The sequence below is a fragment of the Micromonospora sp. C95 genome, assembly GCF_018070465.1.
Lineage (GTDB): Bacteria > Actinomycetota > Actinomycetes > Mycobacteriales > Micromonosporaceae > Micromonospora.
The window spans coordinates 138,806-164,747 of the sequence record NZ_JAGPXT010000009.1; the positions used below are offsets into that span (position 1 = coordinate 138,806).

Consider the following 25,942-nt stretch of genomic DNA (forward strand, 5'->3'; position numbering starts at 1 on the left):
GGTGGGATGGTCCGCGTGTCGACTACCCCTCGGCGCGTCGCCGCCGCGCTCGGCCTGGTGACCGCGCTGCTCGTCGCCGGCTGTTCCGGGGCCGGTCAATCTCCCTCGGCGGGCCCTGCCTCCACCCCGGTTCCGCAACCCGCGCCGCCGTCGAGCGCCCCGCCCGAGGATCCGGCCACCCTGGCCGCGACCCTGGTCGCCGAACTCGCCGACGAGGACCTGGTCGGCCAGGTGCTGATGCCGTACGCCTACGGCGACCACGCGACGAAGGTGTCGTCCGGTTCGGCGGCCGGTAACCGGGCGCTGGCCGGGGTGGACACGCCCGCCGAGATGATCGAGAAGTACCGTCTCGGTGGGCTGATCCTGGTGGGCTTCAGCGCGGACGACCCCACCCAGGGCAACCAGGAGACCACGAACGTCGACAACCCGAAGCAGGTCCGCCGACTGACTACCGGGCTGCGTGAGGCCGCCGGGCGGCTGACCGCCGGCGGAGCGCCCTTCCTGATCGGCACCGACCAGGAGTACGGCGTGGTCACCCGGATCACCGACGGGGTCACCATGCTGCCCAGCGCGCTCGGTGCCGGCGCCGCCGGTGACCCGGACCTGACCGAGGCCGCCTGGCGTGCCGCCGGCACCGAACTGACCGCCATGGGCGTCAACGTCGACTTCGCGCCGGTCGCCGACGTGCTGGTGACCCGCAGCGCCGTGATCGGGTCCCGGTCCTTCGGCTCGGATCCCCAGCGGGCGGCCGACCAGGTCGGCGGCGCGGTACGCGGGCTGCAGTCCGCCGGGGTGGCCGCCACCCTCAAGCACTTCCCGGGGCACGGGCACAGCGCCGTCGACTCCCACACGGACCTGCCCCGGCTGCCGCAGTCCCGGGGCAAGCTGGCGGCCGAGGCGTGGCCGCCGTTCACCGCCGGCATCGAGGCCGGCGCGCTGGCCGTGATGTCCGCCCACCTCGACGTGCGCTCGATCGACCCGGGCGTGCCCGCCACCTTCTCGTACAAGCTGCTCACCGAGGTGCTGCGCGGGGAACTCGGCTTTCAGGGTGTGGTGATCACCGACGGGATGAACATGGCGCCGGCCCGTCGCTTCCCGCCGGGCGAGGCGGCGGTGCGGGCGCTGAAGGCCGGCAACGACCTGATCCTCATGCCGCCGCACGTCGGCCAGGCGTACGAGGGGCTGCTGACCGCGCTGCGCGACGGCACGCTGCCCCGCAGCCGACTGGTCGAGGCGGCCACCCGCGTGCTGACCATGAAGTTCACCCTTGGCGACGCACCCGCACCGGAGTTGTCCACGCTTGGCGCAATGGCACATCGCGAGGCGGCCACCGCGCTGGCCGCCGGCGCGGTGACCGTGCTGCGCGGCCGGTGCGACACCGGCGTCCGTGGGCCGGTGACCGTCACCTCGTCGGGCGGGCGGGCGCACACCCGGGCGGCGTTGACCGAGGCCCTGACCGCCGCCGGCGTGAAGGTGGTGCCCAAGGGTGGCACCGTGGTGCATCTGGTCGGCTACGGCGACGGCGCGCAGGATCTGCGCACCGGCGCGGCCGTCACCGTCGCCATGGACACCCCGTACGTGCTGGCCAAGGCGAAATCGGCCACCCTGCTGGCCACCTACTCGTCCAGCCGGGCCTCGATGACCGCGCTCGCCGACGTGCTCGCCGGCAAGGCTCGCCCCGCGGGCCGCTCCCCGGTCAAGGTGCCGGGGCTGCCCCCCACCACCTGCGCGGACTGACCCCCCGCCCGGGATCAGGGCGCCGCGACGAGGGTGTCGCGGGCCAGCCGGTACGCGGGCAGCACGTCGAGCGGCTCACCGAGGCTGGTGCTGCTCGCCTCGATGAGCACCGTCCGGTCGGCCACCGTCACGGCCAGCGCCCACTCCCGCACGTCGGAGTCGGTGAGCGCCCGCCGGCTGAGCCAGGTCGCCTCCACCACGTCGAGGTCGCCAACGCGGGCCTGGCGGTACTGCGGCCCGCTCGACTCCGGCTCGGCGGTGACGAACGCCTCCAGCGCCTGTCGGGCCGGGGTGCTCGCGTCGTCGGCCGTCCAGACGCGCAGGAAACCCGGCACCGCCGCACGTCCGTCCAGTTCGCAGCGCACTGTCGAACCGCCGCGGCGGGTCAGCGCCTCCGCCACGAGGTCACCCAACTCGTCGGTGGCCTCCGGAGTCTCGATCGGCTCCGCCTCCCAGCCGTCGGCCAGCCCGAAGGTGACCGGCAGCGGGCAGGGCGCACCGCCGCCGACCGTGCCGAGGGCCTCCGCCGCGGCCACCTCGTCGTGCCACGGCTCTCCGGTCGTACCGCCGGCAACCTCCCCGGTGTCGCCGCACCCACCGAGCAGTCCGATGGTCAACGTCGCCGCCGCGATCGTCAGTCGTCTCACGTGCCTCAACCCCCGTCATTGATCGACAAGGGAGCCAGCAAAGCGGTGTGGCGGGCGGGCGTCAAGTCGTGGTGCCGGGCGGCTGCCCCGTCGGTCCCGGAGTGTCGGGAAACACCGCAGGTCATGGCGTTTCCCGACACCCGAGTCGGCTCAGGGCCGGGTGAAGACCAGCGCCACGTTGTGACCGCCGAAGCCGAACGAGTTGTTCAGCGCGGCGGGTACGTCCATGTGCCGGGCCTTGTTGGCCGCCACGTCCAGGGTGAGACCGTCGTCCGGGTCGTCCAGGTTGATCGTCGGCGGCACCACGCCGTCGCGGATCGTCAGGATGGTGGCGATCGACTCCAGCGCGCCGGCCGCGCCGAGCAGATGACCGGACATGGACTTGGTGGCGGTGAGCACCGGGTGGTCGCCCAGTGCGGCCCGCAACGCGGTGATCTCGGCGATGTCGCCCACCGGGGTCGAGGTGGCGTGCGCGTTGACGTGGACGATGTCGGACTTCGCCACGTCGGCGTCGGAGATCGCCTTCGCGATCGCCCGGATCGCGCCCGCGCCCTCCGGGTGCGGCTGGACGATGTCGAAGCCGTCGGAGGTGATGCCCGCGCCGGCGAGCCGCGCGTACACCCGGGCGCCCCGGGCGGCGGCGTGGTCGGCGCGCTCCAGCACGATGACGCCGGCGCCCTCGCCGAGCACGAAGCCGTCGCGGCCCTTGTCCCACGGGCGGGAGGCCCGCTCCGGCTCGTCGTTGCGGGTGGACATCGCCCGCATCGAGGAGAAGCCGGCGATCGGCAGCGGGTGGATGACCGCCTCGGTGCCGCCGGCCACCACCACGTCGGCGCGGCCGGCACGGATCATGTCCAGGCCGAGCGCGATCGCCTCCGCGCCGGTCGCGCAGGCACTGGCCACGGAATGCACCCCGGCGCGGGCTCCCAGCTCCAGGCCGACCCAGGCGGCCGGTCCGTTCGGCATCAGCATCGGGATGGTGTGCGGGGAGACCCGCCGTGGACCGGACGCCTCCAGCACGTCGTCCTGGGCGAGCAGGGTCAGCGCCCCGCCGATGCCCGAGCCGACGCTCACACCGAGCCGCTCCGGGTCGAGGCCGGAGTCGGCCAGGCCGGCGTCCGACCAGGCCTGATGGGCGGCGATCAGGGCGATCGCCTCGGAGCGGTCCAACCGGCGCAGCTTCACCCGGTCGAGCAGACCGGCCGGATCGACCGCGAGTTGGGCGGCGATCCGGACCGGCAGTTGCGCGGACCACTCCTGGGCGAGTGAACTCACCCCGGAGCGGCCGGCGAGCATGGCGTCCCAGGTCGACGCGACGTCCCCGCCCAGCGGGGTGGTCGCGCCGAGCCCGGTGACGACGACGTCGATGCGACTCATGATCAGGACTGCGCCTCGATGTAGCTGACAGCGTCCCCGACGGTCTTGAGGTTCTGTACCTCGTTGTCAGGGATCTTGACGCCGAACTTCTCCTCGGCGGCGACCACGACCTCCACCATGGAGAGCGAGTCGACGTCCAGGTCGTCGGTGAAGGACTTCCCCTCGGCCACGTCGTCCGGGTTCACCCCGGCAACCTCTTCGAGGATCTCGGCGAGGCCGGCGGTGATCTCGTCACGGGTCATTGCGGTGGGTTCCTCTCATCGGGTTCTCTCGACGGGGTGGCGACGCCACCCGTCGTTCCTCGGCGCCGAGCGCCGTGGGGGTATCAGGGGCAGCGGACGACCTGACCGGCGTAGGTCAGGCCGCCGCCGAAGCCGAACAGCAGCACCGGGGCACCGGAGGGCACCTCGCGGCGCTCCACCAGCTTGGACAGGGCCAGCGGGATGCTGGCCGCGGAGGTGTTGCCGGACTCGACGATGTCCTTGGCGATGATCGCCTGTGGGATGTTCAGCCGCTTCGCGATGCCGTCGATGATCCGTGCGTTGGCCTGGTGCGGGACGAAGGCGGCCAGCTCCGACGGGTCGACACCGGCGCGTTCGCACGCCTGCAGGGCGAGCGGTGCCAGCGCCGTGGTGGCCCAGCGGAACACCGTCTGACCCTCCTGGGCGACGTACGGCCGCCAACCTTCGATGCGTACCGCGTCGCCGCGCTCCGGCACCGATCCCCAGACCACCGGGCCGACCCCCGCCGGCTCGTCCTCGGCGGCGGCGGTGACCACGGCCGCGCCCGCGCCGTCGCCGAAGATGATGCAGGTGGATCGGTCGGTCCAGTCGGTGAAGTCGGACAGCTTCTCCGCACCGATCACCAGGGCGTTGCGGGACGCGCCGGCGCGGATCGCGTGGTCGACCGTGCCCAGCGCGTACGCGAAGCCGGAGCAGGCGGTGTTCACGTCGAACGCCCCCGGGACGTTGATCCCCAGCTTGGCGGCGACCCGGCAGGCCACGTTCGGGCTGCGGTCGATCGAGGTGCAGGTGGCCACCACCACCAGGTCGATGTCGGTGGCGGTCAGGCCGGAGTTCGCCAGCGCCTTGTCGGCGGCGGCCGCGGCCATGTCGGCGACCGTCTCGTCACCGGCGATCCGGCGGGTCGCGATGCCGACCCGGTCGCGGATCCACTCGTCGCTGGTCTCCACCAGTTGGGCGATCTCGTCGTTGGTCACCACCCGGGACGGCTGGTAGTGCCCGAGGGACAGAATTCGGCTGCCCGTCATGACGAGGCCTCCCCAGCGTGGTCGCGAGACGTGAGCGGACTGTTTTCGTTGACCGGACCGTCCACGGCCGTGCCGTGCCGGGCGATGAGCTCCCGGGCGGCGGGCAGGTCGTCCGGGGTCTTCACGGTGACGATCTCCGGCGCACCGGCGCCGGCAAGCTCGCGCTTGACCAGGCCGGCGAGGGTGCCGGCGGGCGGCAGCTCCAGCACGGCGGTCACGCCGAGGGCGGCGAGAGTGGCCATGCAGAGATCCCAGCGGACCGGGGCGGTGACCTGGCGGACCAGCCGGTCGAGCAGCTCCCGGCCGGTGTCGACCGCCGTCCCGTCGAGGTTGGACAGCAGGATGCGGTCCGGATCGCTCGGGGTGATCCCGGCGGCGACGGTGGCCAGCGCCGCCTCCGCCGGAGCCATGTACGGGGTGTGGAACGCGCCGGCCACCTGCAACCGGACGACCCGGACCCGCTGCGGGGGCTCGGCGGCCAGCTTCTCCAGCCCGTCGAGCGCGCCCGCGGCGACGACCTGACCCTTGCCGTTGCGGTTGGCGGCGTGCAGCCCGTGCGCGCTGATCGCGGCGGTCACGTCGTCCGGGTCACCACCGAGCACCGCGGCCATGCCGGTCGGCTCCAGCGCGCAGGCGGCGGCCATCTCCCGGCCGCGTACCCCGGCGAGAGTGATCGCCGCCTCCGCCGGCAGCGCTCCGGCCAGCGCCGCCGCACCGAGTTCACCGACGCTGTGTCCCGCGGTCACCGCGACCTGGCGCATCGGCAGGTGCTCGGCGGCGAGCAGCGCGGCGGCGACCAGCAGCGGCTGGGTACGGGCGGTGTCCCGGATCTCGTCGGCGTCGGCGGTGGTGCCCAGGTGCACCAGGTCGACGCCGGCCAGCTCGGACCACGAGCGCAGTCGGGCCTCGGCGTCGGGCAGGTCGAGCCAGGGCGTCAGAAAGCCGGGTTTCTGAGAACCCTGGCCGGGGCAGAGTACGGCGAGCACGTCTATGACTCTCCTGGATACCCATGGGTTGCGCTGTGCCGGCTGGCACCAAACCGCACTAGGACAGTTGGAGGGATCCTACAAAGACTGACGCTGGTCATCACCATGCTGTGATCTTTTACTGACTGGTGGGGCCAATGTCTGGGTCGGCACCACCGGGTCGAGCCGGCCGACCGTCAACGCGACCCGCAGCGCGAACGCGTCCCGGGGCGCCAGCGGGCTGAACCCGGTCACCTCGGAGATCCGCCGCAGCCGGTAGCGCACGGTGTTCGGGTGCACGTACAGGGCCCGGGCGGCGCTCTCCAGCGTGCCGCCGGCGGCGAAGAAGGCGTCCAACGTCTCCAGCAGCTCGCCGCCGGCGCGGACCAGCACCGCGTACACGTCATGGCGTAGCCGCCGGCGGGCCTCGGCGTCGCCCGCCAGGGCCCGCTCGGGCAGCAGGTCACCGGCGTGCACCGGGCGTGGTGCCGCCGGCCACGCCGGCGCGGCCCGGTATCCGGCCAACGCCGCCCGGGCCGACTCGGTCGCCTCGTCCAGGCTCGGCACCGCCGGGCCGACCACCACCGGTCCGTCGCCGAAGGCGGTGAGCAGCTTGCCGGTGGCCGCGACCGGGTCCGCCGCACCGCCGAGCACGATGACCAGGCGGTCGCCGTGCACCCCGCCGATCACCTCCACCCCGATCCGGCGGGCCTGCCGGTAGACGGTGTGCAGGACAGCGGCGACCTCGCCGCCGGGGGAGTGACCGACCGCCACCGCCACCGGCGGCGCGTCCGTCCAGCCCAGCGCGGCGGCCCGACTGGCCAGCACGTCCGGCGAGTCGCCGCGCAGCAGCGCGTCCACCAGCAGGGCCTGCAACCGGGCGTCCCAGGAACCGCGCGATTCGGCGGCCCGGGCGTAGACCCGGGCGGCGGCGAAGGCGATCTCCCGGGAGTACCGCAGCACCGCCTCGCGCAGCTGCGGCTCCTCGCCGGGGGCGGCGAGGTCGCCGACCTGCTCCTCGACGACGTCGATGGTGACCTTGATCAGGGCGACGGTCTGCTGGAGGGTGATCGAGCGGGCCAGCGCCTGCGGTGCGGTGGCGAACACCTCGTCGGAAACCTCCTGGGTGCCCTCGGCGGCCCCGCCGCCGGAGCGCAACCACTGGACCAGGGAGCGGGCGCCGGCCTGGGCCACCAGCATCACCCAGGAGCGCTGGTCGGCCGGCAGTTCCCGGAACCAGGGCAGGGTCTCGTCCATCCGGACCACGCTCGCGGTGGCCAGTGCGCCGGCCGCCCGCTCGATCCGGCGCAGCGTGGCTGACAGGTCCGTGCCGCCCGACTCGCTCACCCGCCTAGCCTGACATGCGCTGAGCTGGACCTCGACGGCAGGCGTCGACGCCGGGACGCTGGCCGGTCGACAGGTACGCGCTGCGCGGCCGGTCAGAACCGGCCAGTACGGTGACAGGGCACGTCGGGTGGGCACCGGCGGGTGAGGGCGAGTGTGAGGAGACGCCGATGGCGTACGGGGAGGCCGACCACGGCTGTGCCCAGGGGGAGCCCTGCCGACCGGGCCCGCACGAGCAGCCGGCCCTCGCCAAGCACCACCGCCGGCCGCCCGGCCTGGCGCATCCGGCCGAGCCGGTCGCCGGTCGCGTGCCGGAACGTCCGGAGGACGACCCCGCGCCCGCCCGGCAGCTCGGCGGCGAGCCGCCGGTGCCTCGCCAACGCACCACCGAGCCGGCCACCGCCGGGCCGACCGACCCGACGGCCGGTGGGTGCCGCAGTGACCTGCCCGGCTGGGCCGGGGCGCACCGGCACGGTCCGGTCCGTCCGGCGCACCGCAACCTACGGCGGGAACGCCCGCCGGGTCGTTGGTGCTGAGCGGCGGGACAGGTCAGTCCGGGCACCGCGGTGCGCGCTCGCGGCTCGGACGGGCCGCGAGCGCGACGTGGCTCAGCGGGTACGGCGGCGGATCAGTAGCGCGATCCCGGCGAGTCCGACGGTGATCACCAGCACCACCGCGACGTTCAGCAGGAGCAGGCGGCGCAGGTCGCTGAACGCCTCGTTGATGTCCTGCGCGGGGTTGAGCGCCTCCTCGGGGATGATGCGCTCACCTCCGCCGACACCCCCGCTGACCGCCTCGTAGGTCCGTTCCAACGGCACACCGGCGGTCCGCAGCGTCTCGGACATGCTCACCCGGCCGAGATACCAGGCTGCGCTGACCTTGCGGTCGGGCTGCTTGGCGGGGCGGTAGACGCGCGGCCCGCCGACCGCCTTCGGGTACAGGTCGTAGGTCTGCTTCGGAGCGTCGCCGGCCAGCACCACGACCGTGTACTTCGGACCGAGGTCGGCCTTCTTCGGGCCGCCGGACTGCCGGACCAGGCCCTTGTGGTTGACCTGCTCGATGACGGCGACGACATGCGCGGGGTGGGTGTCGGCACGCAACCGCAACGGCTCGGCGAGCCCGTGCCCGGTGATGTCCACGCCGGCCGGCGGCGTCTTCGGTGCCGCCCCGGCCGTCTCGGCGGAGGTGAGCGACAGCAGCAGCGCCGCCACCGCACCCGCCGTCGCTCCGGTCAGTCGCCTCATCCGTCGGACCATGCCGCCTCCTCGCCCCGTTCGATGGGTGGCCGTGCTGCAGGGGTCACACGTTGGAAGGCTGACGGTGGTGACCCTGCCCGCAGGACAGGTACCCACTCAAAGACTCCGCGGAACGCCGATCGGTTGCAGCTGATGGAAAACTAATTGGAACTATCTGCCGTTGCGACTCGCTCAACGGCCAGCCGCGAAGCAGCGGGCCGGATCTTACCTTCGCGGAGGCCATGATGATGGGCAGAATAACGCGCGTGTCGTGGTCCTGGGCAGTGGTGTTCGGCGTGTCGTTACTGATCCCGACGGTACCGCCGCCGGCACAACCAGTTGTCACGCCGCGGCCCGGGTCCGCCGTGTTGTCAGACCAGACGGACCCGGGCCGCGCGCATCCGGGTCAGGGCGCGCTCGCGCCCGAGCACCTCCAGCGACTCGAACAGCGGCAGACCGACGGTACGGCCGGTGACCGCGACGCGTACCGGCGCCTGGGCCTTGCCGAGCTTGAGCCCGCGCTCCGCGCCGACCGCCTCCAGCGTGGCCTTGAGCGTTTCCGCGTCCCATGAGTCGACCGCCTCGAAGGCGGCGATGGCGGCGTCGAGCAGCTCCGCCGACCCCTCCTTCATCGCCTTCGTCCAGGCCGCCTCGTCGATAAGTGGTGAGTCGACGAAGAGGAAGTCGACGTTCGGCACGATCTCGCTGAGCACCGCGATCCGGGTCTGCGCCAGCGGGGCCACCGCGGCGAACGCGGCGGCGTCGAACTCGCCCGGCTGCCAGGGCGGCGGCGCGATGGTGCCGGTGCCGGTCAGCCAGGGCTGGCACGCCTCGACGAACTCCGCCACGGGCAGCGCCCGGATGTACTCGCCGTTGAACGCGCGCAGCTTCTTCTCGTCGAAGAACGCCGGTGAGGGGTTCACCTCCGTCAGGCGGAACTCCTCCTCGATGACCGACCAGGGAACGATCTCCCGGTCACCGGAGGGCGCCCAGCCGAGCAGCATCAGGTAGTTGCACATCGCGTCGGCGAGGTACCCCTCGTCCCGGTACGCCTCCAGGGCGACCTTGTCGCGACGCTTGGAGAGCTTCTGCCGCTTCTCGTTGACCACCACCGGCACGTGCGCCCAGACCGGCGGCTTCACGCCGAGCGCGTCCCAGAGCAGTTGCTGTTTCGGGGTGTTCGGCAGGTGCTCCTCGGCCCGGATCACATGGGTGATCCCCATCGTCATGTCGTCGACGACGTTTGCCAGCAGGAAGACCGGCGAGCCGTCACCCCGGGCGATGACGAAGTCCTCGATCAGCTTGTTCTCGAAGGTCGGCTCGTCCCGGATCAGGTCCGTCACCACCGTGGCGCCCTCGTCGGGAGTGCGGAAGCGCAGCGCCCGGCCCTCTCCCGGGGGCAACGCCCGATCGCGGCAGTAGCCGTCGTAGCCGGTGTACTGGTTGCCGGTGCGGGCCTGCACCGCCTCCCGGGTGCAGTCGCAGTAGTACGCCCGACCCGCCTCGTACAGCCGCCGCGCGGCGTCCCGGTGCTCACCGGCGTACGACGACTGGAAGTACGGCCCCTCGTAGCTGCCCCGTTCGATGCCGATCCAGTCCAGCGCGGACAGGATGCCCTCGGTCCACTCCGGCTTGTTGCGCGCCGCGTCGGTGTCCTCGATGCGCAGCACGAACACCCCGCCCTGCTGCCTGGCGTAGATCCAGTTCTGGAGTGCCGAGCGGGCACCGCCGACGTGGAACATACCGGTCGGGGAGGGGGCGAAGCGCACACGTACCGTCACGACCTCCAGCCTACGGCGACGCGCTACCGCATTCGGCCAAGGGGTACGCCTCAGGGCACCGAGCGGATCTTCAGGACCAGGACGCTACCGAGCAGGGTCACCGCCGCGGTGGTCGCGTACAGCGCCGGGTACCCGCCCAGGTGGACCACGATCGGCGCGGAGACGGCCGGACCGAGCACCTGCGGCGCGGAGTTGGCGATGTTGATCACGCCGAGATCCTTGGCCCGGTCGGTGGCTCTCGGCAGCACCTGGGTGATCAGCGCGGCGTCGACCGACAGGTACACCCCGTAGCCGGCCCCGAGGACCAGCGCGGCGACCACCGCCACCGGCCAGGTGGGTGCGGCGGCCAGCAGCAGCGCGGCAGCGGCCATCACCACGCCGGCAGCGATCACGAACACCTTCCGCTTGCCGGAGCGGTCCGAGAGCCGGCCGGCGATGACCGTGGTGGCCATCAGACCGGCGGTGTAGAGCAGGATCAGCACCAGCAGCCCGCCCTCGGGGTCGGCGATGCGGACCTCGTCGGTGAGGAAGTAGAGCAGGTAGAGCGTGCCGAAGGCGTTGCCCAGCTGGACCAGGAACCGGGTGATCCACGCCCAGCCGAAGTCCGGGTACCGGCGCGGTGAGACCCACATCCCGGCGAGCAGGCCGCGCAGCGTCGGACGGTGGGTGCGGGGCAGCGGATCGTCCGTCGTACGCAGGGCGAACGGCAGGGCGAGCAGCAGTACCGCTGCGGCCACGGCCAGGTAACCGGCGGTGTTGCCGGTGACCAGGACGGTGACCAGCACGACGCCGAGGACCAGCCCCAGTGCCTGCGGGATGCCGACCCAGCCGGAGACGCCGCCGCGCTGCGCGACCGGAACGCGGTCCGGCACGGCGGCGGTCAGGCTGGCCAGCATCGCGTTGAAGCAGACCTGCGCGGCCACCCAGCCGACGGTCACCGCGAGGACGGTACGCGCCTGGGCGAGCAGCACCAGGGCCAGCGCGCCGAGCACCGCGCCGCCGAGGGTCCAGACGTGCCGGCGACCGAACTCCCACCGGCCCAGACGCAGGCAGGTGCGATCCGACAGGGCACCGGCGAGCGGGTTGGCGAGCACCGCCGCGAGGGCGCCGAACCCGGTGACCACGGCCAGCATGGTCTCCTTGTCCGTCGGTGCGATCTGCCCGATCTGCTGCGGCAGCAGCACCTGGATCGGGGTGAAGAAGGCCATCCAGACGCCGAGGTTGGCGGCGAACAGCAGCGCGATCCAGCCGCGCCGGACCGGCACGGTCGGCTCGGCGAGCGCGGCCGGCAGCGAGGCCGGGGTGGGGTCGACGGTGGTCACCGAGATTCCCGCCGATCGGTCGCGATCACCTCGCGCAGCCAGGCGTACGACGACTTGGGCGTGCGTTGCCCGGTCTCGAAGTCCACGTGCACCAGGCCGAACCGCTTGGTGAACCCCTCGGCCCACTCCCAGTTGTCCAGCAGCGACCAGACGAAGTAGCCGGTCACGTCGACCCCGTCGTCGATGGCGGCCCGGACGGCCCGCAGGTGACCGTCCAGGTAGGCGATCCGGTCCGGGTCGGGCACCTGCCCGTCGGCATCCGGCGCGTCGTCGTAGGCGCAGCCACTCTCGGTGACCTGGATCGGCGGCAGCGCCGGGCCGTACCGGTCGCGCAGCCGGCCGAGCAGCTCACGTAGTCCGTCCGGCACCACCGGCCAGTCGAATGCGGTACGCGGGTAGCCGGTGAGCGGCACCAGCTCGAAGGGCAGTGGCGAGCCCTCCTCGGGGGCGCGGACCGCGGTGGGGTTGTAGTAGTTGACGCCGAGCACGTCGATCGGCGCGGCGATCACGTCCAGGTCGCCGTCGCGGACCATCGAGGTGTCGAAGCCCAGCTCCGCCGGGTACCCGCGCCCGAGCAGCGGATCGGTGAAGAGTCGGTTGTGCAGGGCGTCGTAGGTCGCCGCCGCGGCGGCGTCGGCCGGGCCGGCGTCGGCGACCCGTACCGGGGAGTAGTTGTTGGCGATGGCCACCGGGCTGGTGCTGCGGGCGCGCAGCGCGGCGACCGCGAGGCCGTGGCCGAGCAGCTGGTGGTGGGCGACCGGGAAGGCGTCGAAGAGCAGCATCCGGCCGGGGGCGTGCACACCGGTGGCGTGCCCGAGGCTCAGGTGGATGAACGGTTCGTTGAGGGTGATCCAGAGCCGGACCCGGTCGCCGAGGCGGGCGGCCACCAGGTCGGCGTACTCGGCGAAGCGGTGCGCGGTGTCCCGGTTCAGCCAGCCTCCGGCGTCCTCCAGCGGCTGGGGCAGGTCCCAGTGGAAGAGGGTGGCGACCGGATCGATGCCGTGCGCGAGCAGTTCGTCGACCAGCCGCTCGTAGAAGTCCAGCCCCGCGGGGTTGACCGCACCGGTGCCGCCGGGCAGCACCCGGGGCCAGGCGATCGAGAAGCGGTACGCGGTGACGCCGAGCCCGGCCATCAGGGCGACGTCCTCGGCGTACCGGTGGTAGTGGTCGCAGGTCACGTCGCCGCTGCTGCCGTCGACGATCCGGCCGGGCGTGTGCGCGAAGGTGTCCCAGATGGACGGTCCCCGTCCGTCGGTGCCGGCGGCGCCCTCGATCTGGTACGCGGACGTGGAGACGCCCCAGCGGAAGCCGGTGGGGAACTCGGGCATCGGTGCGGTCGACATACGCCCTCCCGGTGAACGCGAAACGTGCTCGGAACTTTAGGGGGCCGCGAGACCGTGCGCCATAGGCTCCCGAGCGGCCAGAAGCAATACCTTTCGGCGTGTCTTTTACGAACCCGTCCATATACATCCGTTTTTGCGCATAGAGTGCCGAATATCGTGGGATGTCCTCACTGGAGGAAGACGGAAATGATCCTCGTGGAACGCAGCGCGCACGTGGCGGCGCCGGTGGAAGCGGTCTGGGACGTGGTGCAGCGGGCCGAGCAGTTGCCGGCCTGGCTGGCCGGGGTCCGCGCGGCCGAGGTCCTCTCGGGGGAGGGCTTCGGCCGGCGGCAGCTGGTCCAGGCCGGACGCGGAGCCGCGCATGAGGCTGAGGTGATCGCCTATCAGGAGCCGACCCTGATCGGCTGGCGCGAACGCGCCAAGGGCGCCGGTGCCCGAGCGGAGGCGCGCACCGAGATATACGTCCAGCTCACACCCGACGAACAGGAGGGCGGCACGGTCGTACGGCTCATCGTCGTGCGCTGGCCGGCCGGCCCGGTCAAGGCCGCCCTGCTCCGGCTCGGCCTGCGTCGGGTCGGCGCCGACCTGGAGGACTCGCTGGCCCGGCTGACCGACCTGGCCGCCGTCGGCTGACGGGCCGCGTCCCGGCGTCACCCGCGAAGGTGGCGGCCCCGGTGCCCCCTCCAGAGGCACCCGGGCCGCCACCGCTCGTCGCCGCCCGGTTACCTCACACGACCACGGTGAACGCGGCGACGCGGACCTCGTCGAGGTGCCGGAACTCGAAGAACAGCCGGTAGGTGCCGACCGACGGCACGGTGACGCCGAACGCCACCACCGAACTGGGCTGGCTGGCCGCCGCCGGATGCACGTGCAGGTACGCCAGGTCGCCCTGACGCAACGCCACCAGGTGCCCGTACGCGCCCAGGTGCCGTTGCAGGTCGTCGACCGGCCGCCCGTCGTGGCCGAGCCAGACGAGCACCTGGTTGGACTCGCCCGCCCGCATCCCACCGTCCAGGGTGACCGTGTAGCCGTCCACCAGGATCGTCTCCTCCGGTGATGCCAGCGGACCGGCGGCGTACCGGCCGGGCACCGGCACGTCGACACCCAGGGTGACGCCCGCGGGCGCACCCTGCGGCCAGAAGTCCGCGATGGCCCGGAGCGGGCCGGGCCGGGCCGGCGTGACCGTGACCCGCCAGGTGCCGTCGGCCGACATCTCCGGATGTACGTGCTGGTAGCCGGAGAGGTCCCGACCGACCAGGATCAGGTGCATCCGGCGCTCGTGGTTCTCCTGGAACGTGGTGAGCGCCGCGCCGGCCGGGTCGGTGATCCGGAAGGCCAGTTCGCCCGGCCGGCCGGCGGTCAGGCGCGGGGTGTCCAGGGCCAGGGTCCACCCGTCGCGGGACACCTCAAGCCCGCCCGGGCCGTGGTAGGCATGCGCGCCGGAGGCCGTCGGCCGGGCCGGAGCGGACGCCGGGGCGCCGGCCCGCCCGGCGAAGAACCCGACGGTCAGGGTCAGGCCGAGCACCAGCGCGGCGGCGGCGTACCGCCAGAGCGTGCCGCCGGTCGGCAGCGCCGGGTCCGGGCGGGGGCGCCCCGGCTGGGACGCCCCCTCGATCTGGCTGACGGACGTCTCCACCCGATGGTCGGTGGTGGTCATGACAAGCGGGGCTGGAGGACGAACAGCCCCTGCTCGATGCCGCTGACCACCACGATGCCGCTCGGGTAGTACGGGTAGGTGCTCCAGGCTCCGTTCATCGAGGCGCTGTTGCTGGATGGGTAGATGTCGAAGTACCCGGCCTCGGTGGCCTGCCCGCCGGCCACGTTGCGCAGGTCCAGGATGCGCAGCCCGGCCCGGTAGTTGGCCTGGTAGCTGTAGCTGCCCTTGACGTACTGGTTGTGGTCGGTGGCCTGCACCCCGGACGGGGCGCTGTAGGTGCCGATGTGCCGGGGCGCGTCCAGGTCGGCCAGGTCCCAGATGTAGGTCTGCGTCCGCACGCCGCGCCGGGTCTCGTCCAACTCGTCGTCGAGCAGGAAGTACCGCTGGTTGTCGGTGAACCAGCCCTGGTGGGTGTACGCCCGCCCGCTGTAGCCGATGCGGGACAGCTGCCGGGGAGCCGACTTGGTGGTCACGTCCACCACGGTCACCGTGTCCTCGTTGGAGCTGACGCAGATCTCCCGCCCGGTGTACGTGGTGTCCGGACCCCGGTAGACCACGCACTGGGTGTCGTGGGTGTAACCGTCGTTGCTGACACAGCCGGCGTACACCGGGGACTTCGGGGTGCGGATGTCGACCATGTGCAGGCCGCCGCTACAGGTGTTCGTGCCGACCGCGTACGCGTACCCGGTCTGCTCGTTGATGGCGATGTTGTGCGAGTTGCCGAACCGGCTGTAGTGCGTGTTCGCCGTCCAGGTCTGCGGCGCGGTGACGCCACGCAGCCGGGTCAGGTCGAACACCTGCATGCCGTGCCCGGAGACGTCCGCCACCACGTACGCGTGGTCCCGGTAGACCTTGATGTCCCGCCAGATCGCGGTGCGGTTCTGGTACGCGGGCAGGTTGCCCAGGTAGACCGGGGCGGTCGGGTTGGACACGTCCACGAACGAGGTGCCGTTGCGCCGGCCGACGAGCGCGTACTCCTTGCCGGTCTGCGGGTCCGTCCAGCCCCAGATGTCGTTGGCCTGGCTGCCGCCGATGCTGGACAGCGGCAGGAACGACAGCAGGTCGACGTTGCGACAGGGGTAGCCCGACGCCTGGCCGTTGGTGCAGGTCGCGGCGGCGGCCGCGACGAGTTGCTGGGTGGGTTCGCGCTGGGCCATGAACTCCTGGGCCGAGGCGCGCCCGGCCGGGGTGGCCGGGTCGTGTGCCACCGAGGGCGAGCCCGCCGGGAGCATCGACACCACCAGGGCGCCGACGGCCAGGGTGAGGCCGATCCGGACGATTCGCATGAACGCTCCCTCCCGTCGCGCGCCGAGGCGGCGGTGACGTCCCCGGCCGGCGGTGGACGGGCGCGACGGGGGTGGGTCCACGGGCCGACCTGGTGTCCCGGGGTACAGCTGAAACACCTATCGGCAATTGTGGATGCGCTGTGTTACACGAAAAAGATGCTCATCGATACCGGAAGGGTCATAGCGCGCGAACGGGCCCGGCGGGTGTCACACCACGCCGGGCCCGTCCGACCGGGACTACCGCCCCAGGTTCAGCTGTCGCCGCCGGTCTCACCGACCGGGGCGGCGTTGACGTCGTCGATGGCGTACTTCTTGGCCGCCTCGGCCGGCATGTGGGCCGGCACCGCCCCACGCAGCGCGAGCTGCCGCAGCGTCGCGACCGCTACCGACTCGGCGTCGACGTGGAAGTGCCGGCGCAGCGCGTGCCGGGTGTCCGACAACCCGAACCCGTCGGTGCCCAGCGAGGTCCAGTCACCCGGCACCCACCGGGAGATCAGGTCCGGTACCGCGCGCATCCAGTCGCTGACCGCGACCTTCGGGCCGTCGACGTCGGCCAGCTTGCGCTGGATGTACGGCACCCGCTGCTCGGCACCCGGGTGCAGGAGGTTGTACTCCTCGCACTCCACCGCGTCCCGGCGCAGCTCCGTCCACGAGGTCACCGACCAGACGTCGGCGGCCACCCCCCAGTCCTGCGCGAGCAGTTGCTGCGCCTTGAGCGCCCACTGCATGCCGGTGCCGGAGGCCAGCAGGTTCGCCCGGGGGGCGTCCCCCTCCAGCGTCGGGGCGGGGGAGTAGCGGTAGATCCCCTTGACGATGCCCTCGACGTCCACGCCGTCGGGTTCCGCCGGCTGGTGGATCGGCTCGTTGTAGACGGTCAGGTAGTAGAAGACGTTCTCCGGCTCCGCGCCGTACATCCGGTGCAGGCCGCTCTCCATGATGTGCGCGATCTCGAACGCGAACGCCGGATCGTACGCGACGACCGCCGGATTGGTGGCGGCCAGCAGCAGGGAATGCCCGTCCTCGTGCTGGAGCCCCTCACCGTTGAGCGTGGTGCGTCCGGCGGTGGCGCCGAGCACGAAGCCCCGGGCCATCTGGTCGGCGGCGGCCCAGAAGCCGTCGCCGGTGCGCTGGAACCCGAACATCGAGTAGAAGATGTACATCGGGATCATCGGCTCGTCGTGGGTGGCGTACGACGAGCCGGCCGCGGTGAACGAGGCGACGGAGCCGGCCTCGTTGATCCCCTCGTGCAGGATCTGCCCGGCGGTCGACTCCTTGTACGACAGGAACAGCTCCCGGTCGACAGACGTGTACCGCTGGCCGTGCGGCGAGTAGATCTTGGCGGTCGGGAAGATGGAGTCCAGGCCGAAGGTGCGCGCCTCGTCGGGAATGATCGGCACCCAGCGCCGGCCGAACTCCTTGTCCTTCATCAGGTCCTTGAGCAGGCGTACGAAGGCCATCGTGGTGGCCACCTTCTGCTTGCCCGAACCGCGCTTGACGTCGGCGAACCGCTCCGCGCCGGGAATGGCGAGCGGCTTGGCGCTGGTCCGCCGGGTCGGCAGGTAGCCACCGAGCTGCTTGCGCCGCTCGTGCAGGTACTGCATCTCGTCGGACTTCTCGTCCGGCCGCAGGTACGGCGGCAGGTACGGGTTCTCCTCCAGCGCCGAGTCCGGGATGTCGAGGTAGAGCCGGTCGCGGAAGGTCTTCAGATCCTCAAGCGTCAGCTTCTTCATCTGGTGCGTGGCGTTGCGGCCCTCGAAGTGCGAGCCGAGCGTCCAGCCCTTGATCGTCTTGGCCAGGATCACGGTCGGCTGGCCGGTGTGCTCGGTCGCCGCCTTGTAGGCCGCGTACAGCTTGCGGTAGTCGTGCCCGCCCCGCTTGAGGTTCCAGATCTCGTCGTCGGTGAGCCCCTCGACCATCTTGCGGGTACGCGGGTCCCGGCCGAAGAAGTGCTCCCGCACGTACGCCCCGGACTCCGCCTTGTAGGTCTGGTAGTCGCCGTCGGGCGTGGTGTTCATCAGGTTGACCAGTGCGCCGTCGGTGTCGGCGGCGAGCAGCGGGTCCCACTCCCGCCCCCAGACCACCTTGATCACGTTCCAGCCGGCGCCCCGGAAGAACGCCTCCAGCTCCTGCATGACCTTGCCGTTGCCGCGTACCGGCCCGTCCAGCCGCTGCAGGTTGCAGTTGATCACGAAGGTGAGGTTGTCCAGCTCCTCGCGGGCGGCCACCCCGATCGCGCCCAGGGTCTCCGGCTCGTCCATCTCGCCGTCGCCGAGGAAGGCCCAGACGTGCTGGTCGGAGGTGTCCTTGATGCCCCGGTGCTGGAGGTACCGGTTGAACCGGGCCTGGTAGATGGCGTTCAGACCGCCCAGACCCATGGAGACCGTGGGGAACTCCCAGAAGCCCGGCATCAGCCGGGGGTGCGGGTACGAGGGGAGGCCGCCGCCGGGGTGGGACAGCTCCTGCCGGAAGCCGTCGAGCTGGTTCTCGCTGAGCCGGCCCTCCAGGTACGCCCGCGCGTACATGCCGGGGGAGGCGTGCCCCTGGTAGAAGATGTGGTCGCCGCCGCCGGGGTGGTCCTTGCCCCGGAAGAAGTGGTTGAAGCCGACCTCGTAGAGCGAGGCCGAGCTGGCGTAGGTCGAGATGTGCCCACCCACGCCGATCTCCGGCCGCTGCGCGCGGTGCACGAGCATCGCCGCGTTCCACCGCACGTACGCCCGGATCCGGCGCTCGACGTGCTCGTCGCCGGGGAACCACGGTTCGCGCTCCGGCGGAATGGTGTTGATGTAGTCGGTGGTGGTCAGCGACGGCACGCCGACCTGACGCTCCCGGGCGCGCTCCAGCAGCCGCAGCATGACGTAGCGGGCTCGCTTGGTGCCACGGTCGCCAATGACACCGTCGAGCGACTCGACCCACTCGCTGGTTTCTTCGGGGTCGATGTCCGGAAGCTGGCTCGGCAGGCCGGCCGTGATCACCGGGCGCTTGCGTTCCGTAGCCACAGGCGTTCCCTCGGTTGTGTGTGGGATAGGTCTCTAGCGCCATCCTGCCCCGTCGTGGCACTCGGCGTCACGTCCACCCGGCCTAAGGGCGACGCTCGACACACGTACCAACCAGTAACTTTGTCGTTGCACGGCGGTCTCGGCGGCCCGCTGCCCGGTGCGGAAGAATGCGGGGGTGCGCAGTGAGCTGATCACCGTCCGGACCGGTTCCCGGCCGACCGTCCGGGACATCACCGCCGAGGCCGAAAAGTTCGTCGCCGGCGCCGGCGCCGGCGCCGGCGACGGCCTGCTGCACGTCTTCGTGCCGCACGCCACCGCCGGCGTGGCCATCATCGAGACCGGGGCAGGCTCGGACGACGACCTGCTCACCGCGCTGGACGCCGTGCTGCCGACCGACGAGCGGTGGCGGCACCGGCACGGCTCGCCGGGCCACGGCCGCGATCACGTGCTGCCCGCCTTCGTCGCCCCGTACGCGACGCTGCCGGTGCTCGGTGGCCGGCTGGCCCTGGGCACCTGGCAGTCGATCTGCCTGGTCGACACCAACGGTGACAACCCCACCCGGCAGGTCCGCTTCTCGTTCCTGTCCGGCTGACGTCCCGCGTGGGTCAGGGGCGACTGGTCTCGCTCTCCACGGTGCGTTGCCCGGCGTCGACGTCCGCACCTGCGGACCGCGCGGCGGCGGGCGGGTCGTCCCGGGTCAGGTGCAGCCCCGGGACACGGTCCTCGACGACGAACCGGGCGCGGGTACGGGCCGGGGCACCCGGGCTGCTCACGAACGGCAGCACGTCGAAGTCGGCGGTGAGCTGCTCCCTGGTGAGCGTGGTGCGGACGTAACCCCGCAGGTTGTTGTGGAAGCGCAGGTGCGGGTTCCAGGCCAGCCACGGGTGCGTGCCGGTCGCCGAGTCCGCCCCGTCGCCGCCCGAGGTGATCGAGGAGCAGACCAGCTCGCTGCCGACGGTGCGTGAGGTCGGGTCGGCGTAGTCGAGCTTCAGGTCGCTGGCCCAGTGCGCGTGCACGTCGCCGGTGAGCACGACCGGGTTGCGTACCCCGGCCGCCAGCCAGCCCCGGGTGATCCGGTCCCGCGAGGCGAGGTAGCCGTCCCAGGCGTCCATGCTGGTCACCGTGAGCGGCCCGGAGTCGCGGTCCCGCTGGGCGAAGAAGACCTGCTGGGCGAGGAGGTCCCAGCGGGCCGAGGAGCGCCGGAAGCCGTCCAGCAGCCACGCCTCCTGCCGCTGGCCGAGGATGGAGCGGCTCGGCTCGGCCGCCTCCGGGCACGACTGGTAGCCGTCACCGCAGGCCTGGTCGTCGCGGTACTGCCGGGTGTCGAGCAGGTGGAAGGTGGCCAGCCGGCCCCACCGCAGCCGCCGGTAGAGCTGCATGTCGACACCACGCGGCAGCGAGGTGCGGCGCAGCGGCATGTTCTCGTAGTACGCGCGGAAGGCGGCCGCCCGCCGGGCCGGAAAGTCCGGATCGGGCGCCTCGGGCACGTCGTCGGCCCAGTTGTTCTCCACCTCGTGGTCGTCGAAGACCACCGCCCACGGCGCGACGGCGTGGGCCGCCTGAAGATCCGGGTCGGTCTTGTACTGGGCGTGCCGCTGCCGGTAGTTGGCAAGCGTCCGGGTCTCCGGACCCTCGTGGTCGCGCGGGTTCCCACCGGGTGCGTTGTAGGTGTCCCGGGCGTACTCGTACTGGTAGTCGCCCAGGTGCAGGACGAGTTCCGGTTCGGTCTCGGCCAGCCGCCGGTACGCGGTGAAGTACCCGTGCTCGTACTGCGAGCAGGAGGCGAAGGCCATCGCCAGCGTCGCGGGCAGGCTCCAGGGTGCGGGAGCGGTGCGGGTCCGGCCGACCGGCGACAGGTGCCGCTGGACCCGGAACCGGTAGAAGTACTCCCGGCCGGGCAGCAGGCCGGTGAGTTCGACGTGCACGCTGTGCGCGCTCGCCGCGTGCGCGTCGACGACTCCGCGCCGCACGACGTGCCGGAACCGCTCGTCGGCGGCGAGTTCCCAGAAGACCGGCACCATCCGGTCGGGCATGCCGCCGAGACCGTCCTCGGCCAGCGGCTGCGGCGCCAGCCGGGTCCAGAGCACGAAGCCCTCGTGGTCCGGATCACCGGAGGCGACACCGAGGGTGAACGGGTAGGCCAGGACTCTCGCGGGCGGCCGGGACGGAACCGGCGCGGCGCTCGCGGGCAGCGCGCCACCGGCGACTCCGGCGGCACCGGCCGCACTCGCCGCCAGGCCGGAGAGCAGGATGGTACGTCGGGACAACGACACGATTGCCTCCCCAGGTCGGTACGTGGTCCACGGGGAGACTCGCTGCCGTCGATGAATCGGGGGTGAAAGAAAGAACCCTTTCCCGCCGCTATTGCCCGAACAAAGGCCGAGCGCAGCAGACCCGACGAACCGCTCGGCCGCCCGACACCGATCGGACGAGGTCGGCGGGCATCCGGCGACCTAGGATGTGACCATGTCACGGCCGATCATCGCCCCGGTCGGTCCGGAACCGGTCGACCGCACCGGGCTGGCCGGTGACGCGGTACGCCGGATCATGCACATCGCCGACGCCCTGCGGCACCACCAGGATCTCGACATCGCCGCGCTGGGCCTGACCCCGGCCGTGGCCCGCGCCCTGTACCAGCTCGATCCGGACCGTCCGCTGCCCGCCCGCGACCTGGCCGAGCAACTGCGCTGTGACCGGTCCAACGTCACCGCCCTGGTCGACAAGCTGGAACAGGCCGGGCTGGTCGAGCGCCGGGTCGATCCGACCGACCGGCGGCAGAAGACGCTCGTGGTGACCGACGCCGGCCGGCGGATGCGCGAGCGGGTCCACTTCGTGCTCTCCGACTCCCGGCTGCTGACCCCGCTCGACAACGAGGAACTCGCCGCACTTCGTGAGCTGGTGTGGAAGGTCTCCGACGGCGGCTGCCCCGAGGACTGCGGCCCGACCGGGCGGGCATGAGACGCCCTCGACTGTGCGAGGCGTGCGCCGGTCGGTAATGCTGTCGGACGTGACCACCCCGCAGGATCTCGACGACCGGTTCCGGGAGTCCCTGGCCGCCCTCGCCGCACCGCCACACCGTGGCGACCCGGCGCGTCCGGTGGCCGAGGGCAGCGCGCTCACCGGTAACCAACTGCTGGACCTCTTCGACGCCCAGGTCACCAGCCGGCAACTCGATCTGGCCGGCCGCTGGCTGCGCAGCTTCGGTGAGGGCTACTACACCATCGGCTCCGCCGGTCACGAGGGCAACGCTGCGGTGGCGGCGGCCCTGCGGCCCACGGATCCGGCCCTGCTGCACTACCGCTCCGGCGCCTTCTACTGCGTCCGCGCCGCCCAGGCCGACCCGTCCGCGCCGCCCACACCGGCTGTGTCTTCCGCGCCGGCTGTGCCCGCCGCGCCGGTCGCGCCGCCCGCCCGGTCGCCGGCGCAGCCCGTGGAGATCGCCGGGGATGATCCGGCCACCGACGCGGCGGAGGCCAGCCAGCCCGCCGAGGTCGACTCCTCCGGCCGGCAGCCCGCCGTCCCGGACCTGGCGGAACCCGGCGAACGACAGGTCCCCGGTGCGCCGGACGAACCGGCGAGCGGTCCGGTCACGGCGGAAACCGACTCGCCGGGCGGTACGAGCGCGCCCGGTGACCGGCCCGACGCGGCGGGAACCGACTCGCCGGGCGGTGCGGGCGCGCCCGACGGTGGGCCCGACGCGGCGGCGATCGACCCGACGGACGCTGCCGCCGACGACCCCGCTGGCGACCCGGCGGGCGAGGCAGCTGCGGCCGCAGACCGACCGGCAACACTGCCACTTGCCGACTCCAGATCCGCCGCCGTGACCGTGCCGGTCACCGGGCCGGGTGACGGCGTCGGACCCGGCGGCGTCCGGATGACGGTGGTCAAGCGGCCGGTGCCCCGGGCGTACGCCGAGGCGGCCCGGGACGTCCTGCGCGGCATGGTGGCCTCCAGCCAGGAACCGATCGCCGGCGGCCGGCACAAGGTGTTCGGCCGCGCCGACCTCGGGGTGGTCCCGACGACCTCCACCATCGCCTCGCACCTGCCCCGTGCGGTCGGCATGGGTCTCGCGGTCGAGCGACTGCGCCGGCTCGACGCCCGAGGGGAGGCGAACCGGACCGGTGCGGAGCCCGAGCCGACGCCCTGGGCGGCCGACGCCATCGTGGTCTGTTCGTTCGGCGACGCCTCGATCAACCACGCCAGCGCCACGGCCGCGTTCAACACGGCCGGCTGGTACGACCACACCGGCCTGCGCATCCCGGTGCTCTTCGTCTGCGAGGACAACGGGCTGGGCATCAGTGTCCGGTCGCCGCAGGGGTGGGTGGCGACGGCCCTGCGGTCCAAGCCCGGCATCCGGTACTTCGCCGCCGACGGCGCCGACCTGGCCGAGACCTACGAGGTGGCGGTCGAGGCGGCGGCCTGGGTACGCCGGCACCGACGCCCGGCCGTGCTGCACCTGACCACGGTCCGACTGATGGGTCACGCCGGCGCGGACGCCGAGAGCGCGTACCGCACCGCCTCGGAGATCACCGCCGACGTGGCCCGTGATCCGGTGGTCGCCACCGCGCGACGGCTGGTCGACGCCGGCCTGGCCAGCGGCGCGGAACTGCTGGACCGCTACGACGAGATCGGTTGGCAGGTGCGCCGGATCGCCGAGGAGGTGCTCGACGAGCCGAAGCTTGCCGACGCTGCCGAGGTGATCGCCCCGCTGGCACCGCGCCGACCGGTCCGGGTCGCCCTGGCGGTCGCCGACGCGGGTACCCGCGCCGCCGGTCCGGACGCCGGGGCGCGGGCCGAGGCGTTCGGCGGCAAGCCGCCGGAACTCGCCGGGCCGCTCACCCTGGCGCAGAGCATCAACGCGGCGCTCACCGACGGGCTGCTCAGTCATCGGCAGATGGCGGTCTTCGGGGAGGACGTCGCCGCCAAGGGCGGGGTCTACGGAGTGACCAAGGGGCTGCGCGACCGGTTCGGTGCCGCCCGGGTGTTCGACACGCTGCTCGACGAGACCTCGATCCTCGGCCTCGGCCTCGGCGCGGGCCTGGCCGGGATGCTTCCGGTGCCGGAGATCCAGTACCTGGCCTACCTGCACAACGCCGAGGACCAGTTGCGCGGCGAGGCGGCGACCATGCGGTTCTTCTCACAGGGGGCCTGGCGCAACCCGATGGTGGTGCGGGTGGCCGGGCTGGCGTACCAGGAGGGCTTCGGCGGGCACTTCCACAACGACAACTCGGTGGCCGTACTGCGGGACGTGCCGGGCCTGGTGATCGCCGTGCCGGCCCGGCCGGACGACGCGGCGGCGATGCTGCGGACCTGCCTGGCCAGTGCGGCGGTGGACGGCAGCGTCTGCGTGTTCCTGGAGCCGATCGCGCTCTACCACACCCGCGATCTCTACACCGACGGTGACGGTGAGTGGCTCTCTGCCTACCCGGAGCCGGGTGCCTGGGCCGGTGGGCACGTGCCGGTGGGGCGGGCCCGGGTGTACGGCGTCGGTTCGGCCGAGGACGTCACCATCATCACCTTCGGTAACGGCGTACGGATGTCACTGCGGGCCGCCTCGGTGCTGGCCGACGAGGGCATCGGTACCCGGGTCGTGGATCTGCGCTGGCTCGCGCCGCTGCCGGTGGCCGACCTCATTCGGGAGGCCGCCGCGACCGGCCGGGTGCTTGTGGTGGACGAGACGCGCCGGTCCGGTGGGGTGGGCGAGGGGGTGATCGCCGCGCTGGTGGATGCCGGGTATGTCGGCGCGGCACGACGGGTGGCCGCGGTTGACTCTTTTGTGCCCCTGGGTCCGGCCGCCCGACAGGTGCTGGTGTCCGAGGAGGCCATCACCCAGGGTGCCCGTACGCTGCTGGCACGGTAAATTTCGTTCCACCCGGTGCGCCACTTGCGCAGGACGGCGCAACTGTGTGGACTTTGCCTGACGGCGTCGAGCAGACGCCGGCTCGGACGAGATGAGGAGGCACGCGACAGTGAGCGCGACCGCTGGTCAGGCTGCTGACGGGGTACGCAGCCTGGCGGACCGGTTCGGCATCGAGCCGGGGATGGTCGTCATGGAGATGGGCTACGACGACGACGTCGATTCCGATCTCCGGGACGCCCTGACCGACCGTTGTGGAGATCTGGTCGACGAGGACACCGACGAGGTGGTCGACGCGGTGCTGGTCTGGTACCGGGACGGCGACGGTGATCTCTTCGAGCTACTCGTGGACGCCCTCGGCCCGCTGGCCGACAACGGGGTCGTGTGGCTGCTGACGCCCAAGGCCGGCCGCGAGGGCCACGTCGAGCCGAGCGAGATCGCCGAGTCCGCACCCACCGCCGGCCTCCAGCAGACCTCCACGGTCAACGCCGGCAAGGACTGGAGCGGTGCCCGACTCGTGCTACGTCGCGGCGCCAAGGGCAAGAAGTAACCCGACCCACGGCGGGCGACCGAGGCCGTCCCGAACCCATCCGAGGAGTTCGCATGCCCATCGAGGTTGGCGCCGAGGCGCCCGACTTCGTGTTGAAGGACCAGAACAACCAGCAGGTCCGACTCTCCGACTTCCGTGGCCGGCGCACCGTCCTGCTGGTCTTCTATCCGCTTGCCTTCACCGGGGTGTGCCAGGGCGAGCTGACCGAGGTGCGGGACAACCTCGACGAGTACGTCAACGACGAGGTCCAGGTGCTGACCGTGAGCGTCGACTCGGTCTACGCCCACAAGATCTGGGCGGAGCGGGAGGGCTACCAGTTCCCGCTACTGTCGGACTTCTGGCCGCACGGCGCGGTCGCCCAGGCGTACGGCGTCTTCAACGACGTCGCCGGCATCGCCAACCGTGGCACTTTCGTCATCGACCGGGCCGGCGTGGTCCGCTTCGCCGAGATGAAGCTGCCCGGCGAGGCCCGCGACCAGCAAGGTTGGCGCAAGGCCCTGGCGGAGGCCGTGGCCTGACCCGATGCATCGGGTGCGAGGCGTCCGCCCGGGCCGGCGGGTGGCAGGGTAAGCTTG

Annotated in this window: 22 protein-coding genes; 8 read left to right on the plus strand and 14 right to left on the minus strand. The window is 72.3% G+C overall.

Translation table 11 applies throughout. From position 1 onward, the window contains the following. The first annotated feature begins 6 nt into the window (after window positions 1-6). Entirely contained in the window at window positions 7-1,737 is a 1,731-nt protein-coding gene (locus tag KBX00_RS13730; protein WP_210826851.1) for a glycoside hydrolase family 3 protein, read from the plus strand. A gap of 14 nt (window positions 1,738-1,751) precedes the next feature. Here KBX00_RS13730 and KBX00_RS13735 read toward each other — a convergent pair whose 3' ends face one another. The 6 genes from KBX00_RS13735 to KBX00_RS13760 all read right to left on the minus strand — a co-directional run bounded on the left by KBX00_RS13735 (window position 1,752) and on the right by KBX00_RS13760 (window position 7,343). Continuing rightward, a complete protein-coding gene (locus tag KBX00_RS13735; protein ID WP_210826853.1) occupies window positions 1,752-2,384 on the minus strand; it encodes a lipoprotein in 633 nt (210 codons plus the stop codon). A 150-nt stretch (window positions 2,385-2,534) separates the two neighbouring features. After that, window positions 2,535-3,761, minus strand: a complete 1,227-nt coding sequence (gene fabF / locus KBX00_RS13740) for a beta-ketoacyl-ACP synthase II (RefSeq protein WP_210826855.1) — start codon at window positions 3,759-3,761, stop codon at window positions 2,535-2,537. A 2-nt stretch (window positions 3,762-3,763) separates the two neighbouring features. Then, a complete protein-coding gene (locus KBX00_RS13745) occupies window positions 3,764-4,003 on the minus strand; it encodes an acyl carrier protein (RefSeq protein WP_007072348.1) in 240 nt (79 codons plus the stop codon). Window positions 4,004-4,086: 83 nt separating this feature from the next. Beyond that, window positions 4,087-5,031: a beta-ketoacyl-ACP synthase III gene (locus tag KBX00_RS13750; protein WP_210826857.1), complete on the minus strand. Its 945-nt coding sequence runs from the start codon at window positions 5,029-5,031 to the stop codon at window positions 4,087-4,089. Then, the gene (locus tag KBX00_RS13755) at window positions 5,028-6,017 is read right to left on the minus strand and encodes an ACP S-malonyltransferase (protein WP_210826858.1); all 990 of its coding nucleotides are present in this window, start codon (window positions 6,015-6,017) and stop codon (window positions 5,028-5,030) included. Before KBX00_RS13755 ends, KBX00_RS13750 begins: the two co-directional genes overlap by 4 nt. A 78-nt stretch (window positions 6,018-6,095) precedes the next feature. Next, window positions 6,096-7,343, minus strand: coding sequence for a CdaR family transcriptional regulator (locus KBX00_RS13760; protein ID WP_210826859.1), 1,248 nt, complete (start codon window positions 7,341-7,343; stop codon window positions 6,096-6,098). 167 nt (window positions 7,344-7,510) lie between these two features. Between KBX00_RS13760 and KBX00_RS13765 the strand changes: the two genes are divergently transcribed. Then, window positions 7,511-7,876, plus strand: a complete 366-nt coding sequence (locus KBX00_RS13765; RefSeq protein ID WP_210826860.1) for a hypothetical protein — start codon at window positions 7,511-7,513, stop codon at window positions 7,874-7,876. Between the two features lie 72 nt (window positions 7,877-7,948). Here the strand turns inward: KBX00_RS13765 and KBX00_RS13770 are convergent, their stop codons facing one another. From KBX00_RS13770 to KBX00_RS13785, 4 genes are all read right to left on the minus strand, one after another. Beyond that, window positions 7,949-8,596 carry a hypothetical protein gene (locus tag KBX00_RS13770; protein ID WP_210826861.1) on the minus strand — a complete coding sequence of 216 codons (648 nt, stop codon included), beginning with the start codon at window positions 8,594-8,596 and terminating at the stop codon, window positions 7,949-7,951. A 350-nt stretch (window positions 8,597-8,946) separates the two neighbouring features. Then, on the minus strand, window positions 8,947-10,356 hold the full coding sequence (gene gltX / locus KBX00_RS13775) for a glutamate--tRNA ligase (RefSeq protein ID WP_307868606.1): 1,410 nt from the start codon (window positions 10,354-10,356) through the stop codon (window positions 8,947-8,949). A gap of 50 nt (window positions 10,357-10,406) precedes the next feature. Next, window positions 10,407-11,678, minus strand: coding sequence for an MFS transporter (locus KBX00_RS13780; RefSeq protein WP_210826862.1), 1,272 nt, complete (start codon window positions 11,676-11,678; stop codon window positions 10,407-10,409). Further along, window positions 11,675-13,021, minus strand: coding sequence for a GH1 family beta-glucosidase (locus KBX00_RS13785; protein ID WP_301547886.1), 1,347 nt, complete (start codon window positions 13,019-13,021; stop codon window positions 11,675-11,677). The genes KBX00_RS13780 and KBX00_RS13785 overlap by 4 nt, the downstream gene beginning before the upstream one ends. A 186-nt stretch (window positions 13,022-13,207) precedes the next feature. On the opposite strand from KBX00_RS13785, the gene KBX00_RS13790 reads away from it, so the two are divergent. After that, window positions 13,208-13,654, plus strand: a complete 447-nt coding sequence (locus KBX00_RS13790) for an SRPBCC family protein (protein ID WP_093401307.1) — start codon at window positions 13,208-13,210, stop codon at window positions 13,652-13,654. 94 nt (window positions 13,655-13,748) lie between these two features. Here KBX00_RS13790 and KBX00_RS13795 read toward each other — a convergent pair whose 3' ends face one another. The 3 genes from KBX00_RS13795 to aceE form a co-directional block, all read right to left on the minus strand. After that, on the minus strand, window positions 13,749-14,678 hold the full coding sequence (locus tag KBX00_RS13795) for a hypothetical protein (RefSeq protein ID WP_210826863.1): 930 nt from the start codon (window positions 14,676-14,678) through the stop codon (window positions 13,749-13,751). After that, window positions 14,675-15,964: a choice-of-anchor B family protein gene (locus tag KBX00_RS13800; protein WP_210826865.1), complete on the minus strand. Its 1,290-nt coding sequence runs from the start codon at window positions 15,962-15,964 to the stop codon at window positions 14,675-14,677. Before KBX00_RS13800 ends, KBX00_RS13795 begins: the two co-directional genes overlap by 4 nt. Before the next feature lie 251 nt (window positions 15,965-16,215). After that, complete coding sequence (aceE, locus tag KBX00_RS13805) at window positions 16,216-18,960, minus strand: pyruvate dehydrogenase (acetyl-transferring), homodimeric type (RefSeq protein ID WP_210826866.1); 2,745 nt, start codon at window positions 18,958-18,960, stop codon at window positions 16,216-16,218. A gap of 175 nt (window positions 18,961-19,135) precedes the next feature. Between aceE and KBX00_RS13810 the strand changes: the two genes are divergently transcribed. Next, window positions 19,136-19,552 carry a YjbQ family protein gene (locus tag KBX00_RS13810; RefSeq protein WP_210826867.1) on the plus strand — a complete coding sequence of 139 codons (417 nt, stop codon included), beginning with the start codon at window positions 19,136-19,138 and terminating at the stop codon, window positions 19,550-19,552. Window positions 19,553-19,565: 13 nt separating this feature from the next. Here KBX00_RS13810 and KBX00_RS13815 read toward each other — a convergent pair whose 3' ends face one another. Beyond that, complete coding sequence (locus KBX00_RS13815) at window positions 19,566-21,233, minus strand: alkaline phosphatase (protein WP_210826868.1); 1,668 nt, start codon at window positions 21,231-21,233, stop codon at window positions 19,566-19,568. Window positions 21,234-21,426: 193 nt separating this feature from the next. On the opposite strand from KBX00_RS13815, the gene KBX00_RS13820 reads away from it, so the two are divergent. The 4 genes from KBX00_RS13820 (at window position 21,427) to KBX00_RS13835 (ending at window position 25,885) form a co-directional block, all read left to right on the plus strand. Next, window positions 21,427-21,918, plus strand: a complete 492-nt coding sequence (locus tag KBX00_RS13820; RefSeq protein ID WP_210826869.1) for a MarR family winged helix-turn-helix transcriptional regulator — start codon at window positions 21,427-21,429, stop codon at window positions 21,916-21,918. A gap of 37 nt (window positions 21,919-21,955) precedes the next feature. Beyond that, a complete protein-coding gene (locus KBX00_RS13825; protein ID WP_210826980.1) occupies window positions 21,956-24,820 on the plus strand; it encodes a thiamine pyrophosphate-dependent enzyme in 2,865 nt (954 codons plus the stop codon). A gap of 109 nt (window positions 24,821-24,929) precedes the next feature. Further along, a complete protein-coding gene (locus KBX00_RS13830) occupies window positions 24,930-25,367 on the plus strand; it encodes a DUF3052 domain-containing protein (protein ID WP_164449321.1) in 438 nt (145 codons plus the stop codon). Between the two features lie 53 nt (window positions 25,368-25,420). Further along, on the plus strand, window positions 25,421-25,885 hold the full coding sequence (locus tag KBX00_RS13835) for a peroxiredoxin (RefSeq protein ID WP_210826870.1): 465 nt from the start codon (window positions 25,421-25,423) through the stop codon (window positions 25,883-25,885). Window positions 25,886-25,942: the final 57 nt, after the last annotated feature.

Excerpts from the sequence above, each read along its gene's own strand:
- KBX00_RS13730 (WP_210826851.1), top strand. The coding sequence starts at position 7 with ATGGTCCGCGTGTCGACTACCCCTCGGCGCGTCGCCGCCGCGCTCGGC.
- KBX00_RS13795 (WP_210826863.1), bottom strand. The coding sequence starts at position 14,678 with ATGACCACCACCGACCATCGGGTGGAGACGTCCGTCAGCCAGATCGAG.
- KBX00_RS13825 (WP_210826980.1), top strand. The coding sequence starts at position 21,956 with ATGCTGTCGGACGTGACCACCCCGCAGGATCTCGACGACCGGTTCCGG.
- KBX00_RS13835 (WP_210826870.1), top strand. The coding sequence starts at position 25,421 with ATGCCCATCGAGGTTGGCGCCGAGGCGCCCGACTTCGTGTTGAAGGAC.
- KBX00_RS13765 (WP_210826860.1), top strand. The coding sequence starts at position 7,511 with ATGGCGTACGGGGAGGCCGACCACGGCTGTGCCCAGGGGGAGCCCTGC.
- KBX00_RS13790 (WP_093401307.1), top strand. The coding sequence starts at position 13,208 with ATGATCCTCGTGGAACGCAGCGCGCACGTGGCGGCGCCGGTGGAAGCG.
- KBX00_RS13785 (WP_301547886.1), bottom strand. The coding sequence starts at position 13,021 with ATGTCGACCGCACCGATGCCCGAGTTCCCCACCGGCTTCCGCTGGGGC.
- fabF (WP_210826855.1), bottom strand. The coding sequence starts at position 3,761 with ATGAGTCGCATCGACGTCGTCGTCACCGGGCTCGGCGCGACCACCCCG.
- KBX00_RS13750 (WP_210826857.1), bottom strand. The coding sequence starts at position 5,031 with ATGACGGGCAGCCGAATTCTGTCCCTCGGGCACTACCAGCCGTCCCGG.
- KBX00_RS13820 (WP_210826869.1), top strand. The coding sequence starts at position 21,427 with ATGTCACGGCCGATCATCGCCCCGGTCGGTCCGGAACCGGTCGACCGC.
- KBX00_RS13770 (WP_210826861.1), bottom strand. The coding sequence starts at position 8,596 with ATGGTCCGACGGATGAGGCGACTGACCGGAGCGACGGCGGGTGCGGTG.
- KBX00_RS13745 (WP_007072348.1), bottom strand. The coding sequence starts at position 4,003 with ATGACCCGTGACGAGATCACCGCCGGCCTCGCCGAGATCCTCGAAGAG.
- KBX00_RS13800 (WP_210826865.1), bottom strand. The coding sequence starts at position 15,964 with ATGCGAATCGTCCGGATCGGCCTCACCCTGGCCGTCGGCGCCCTGGTG.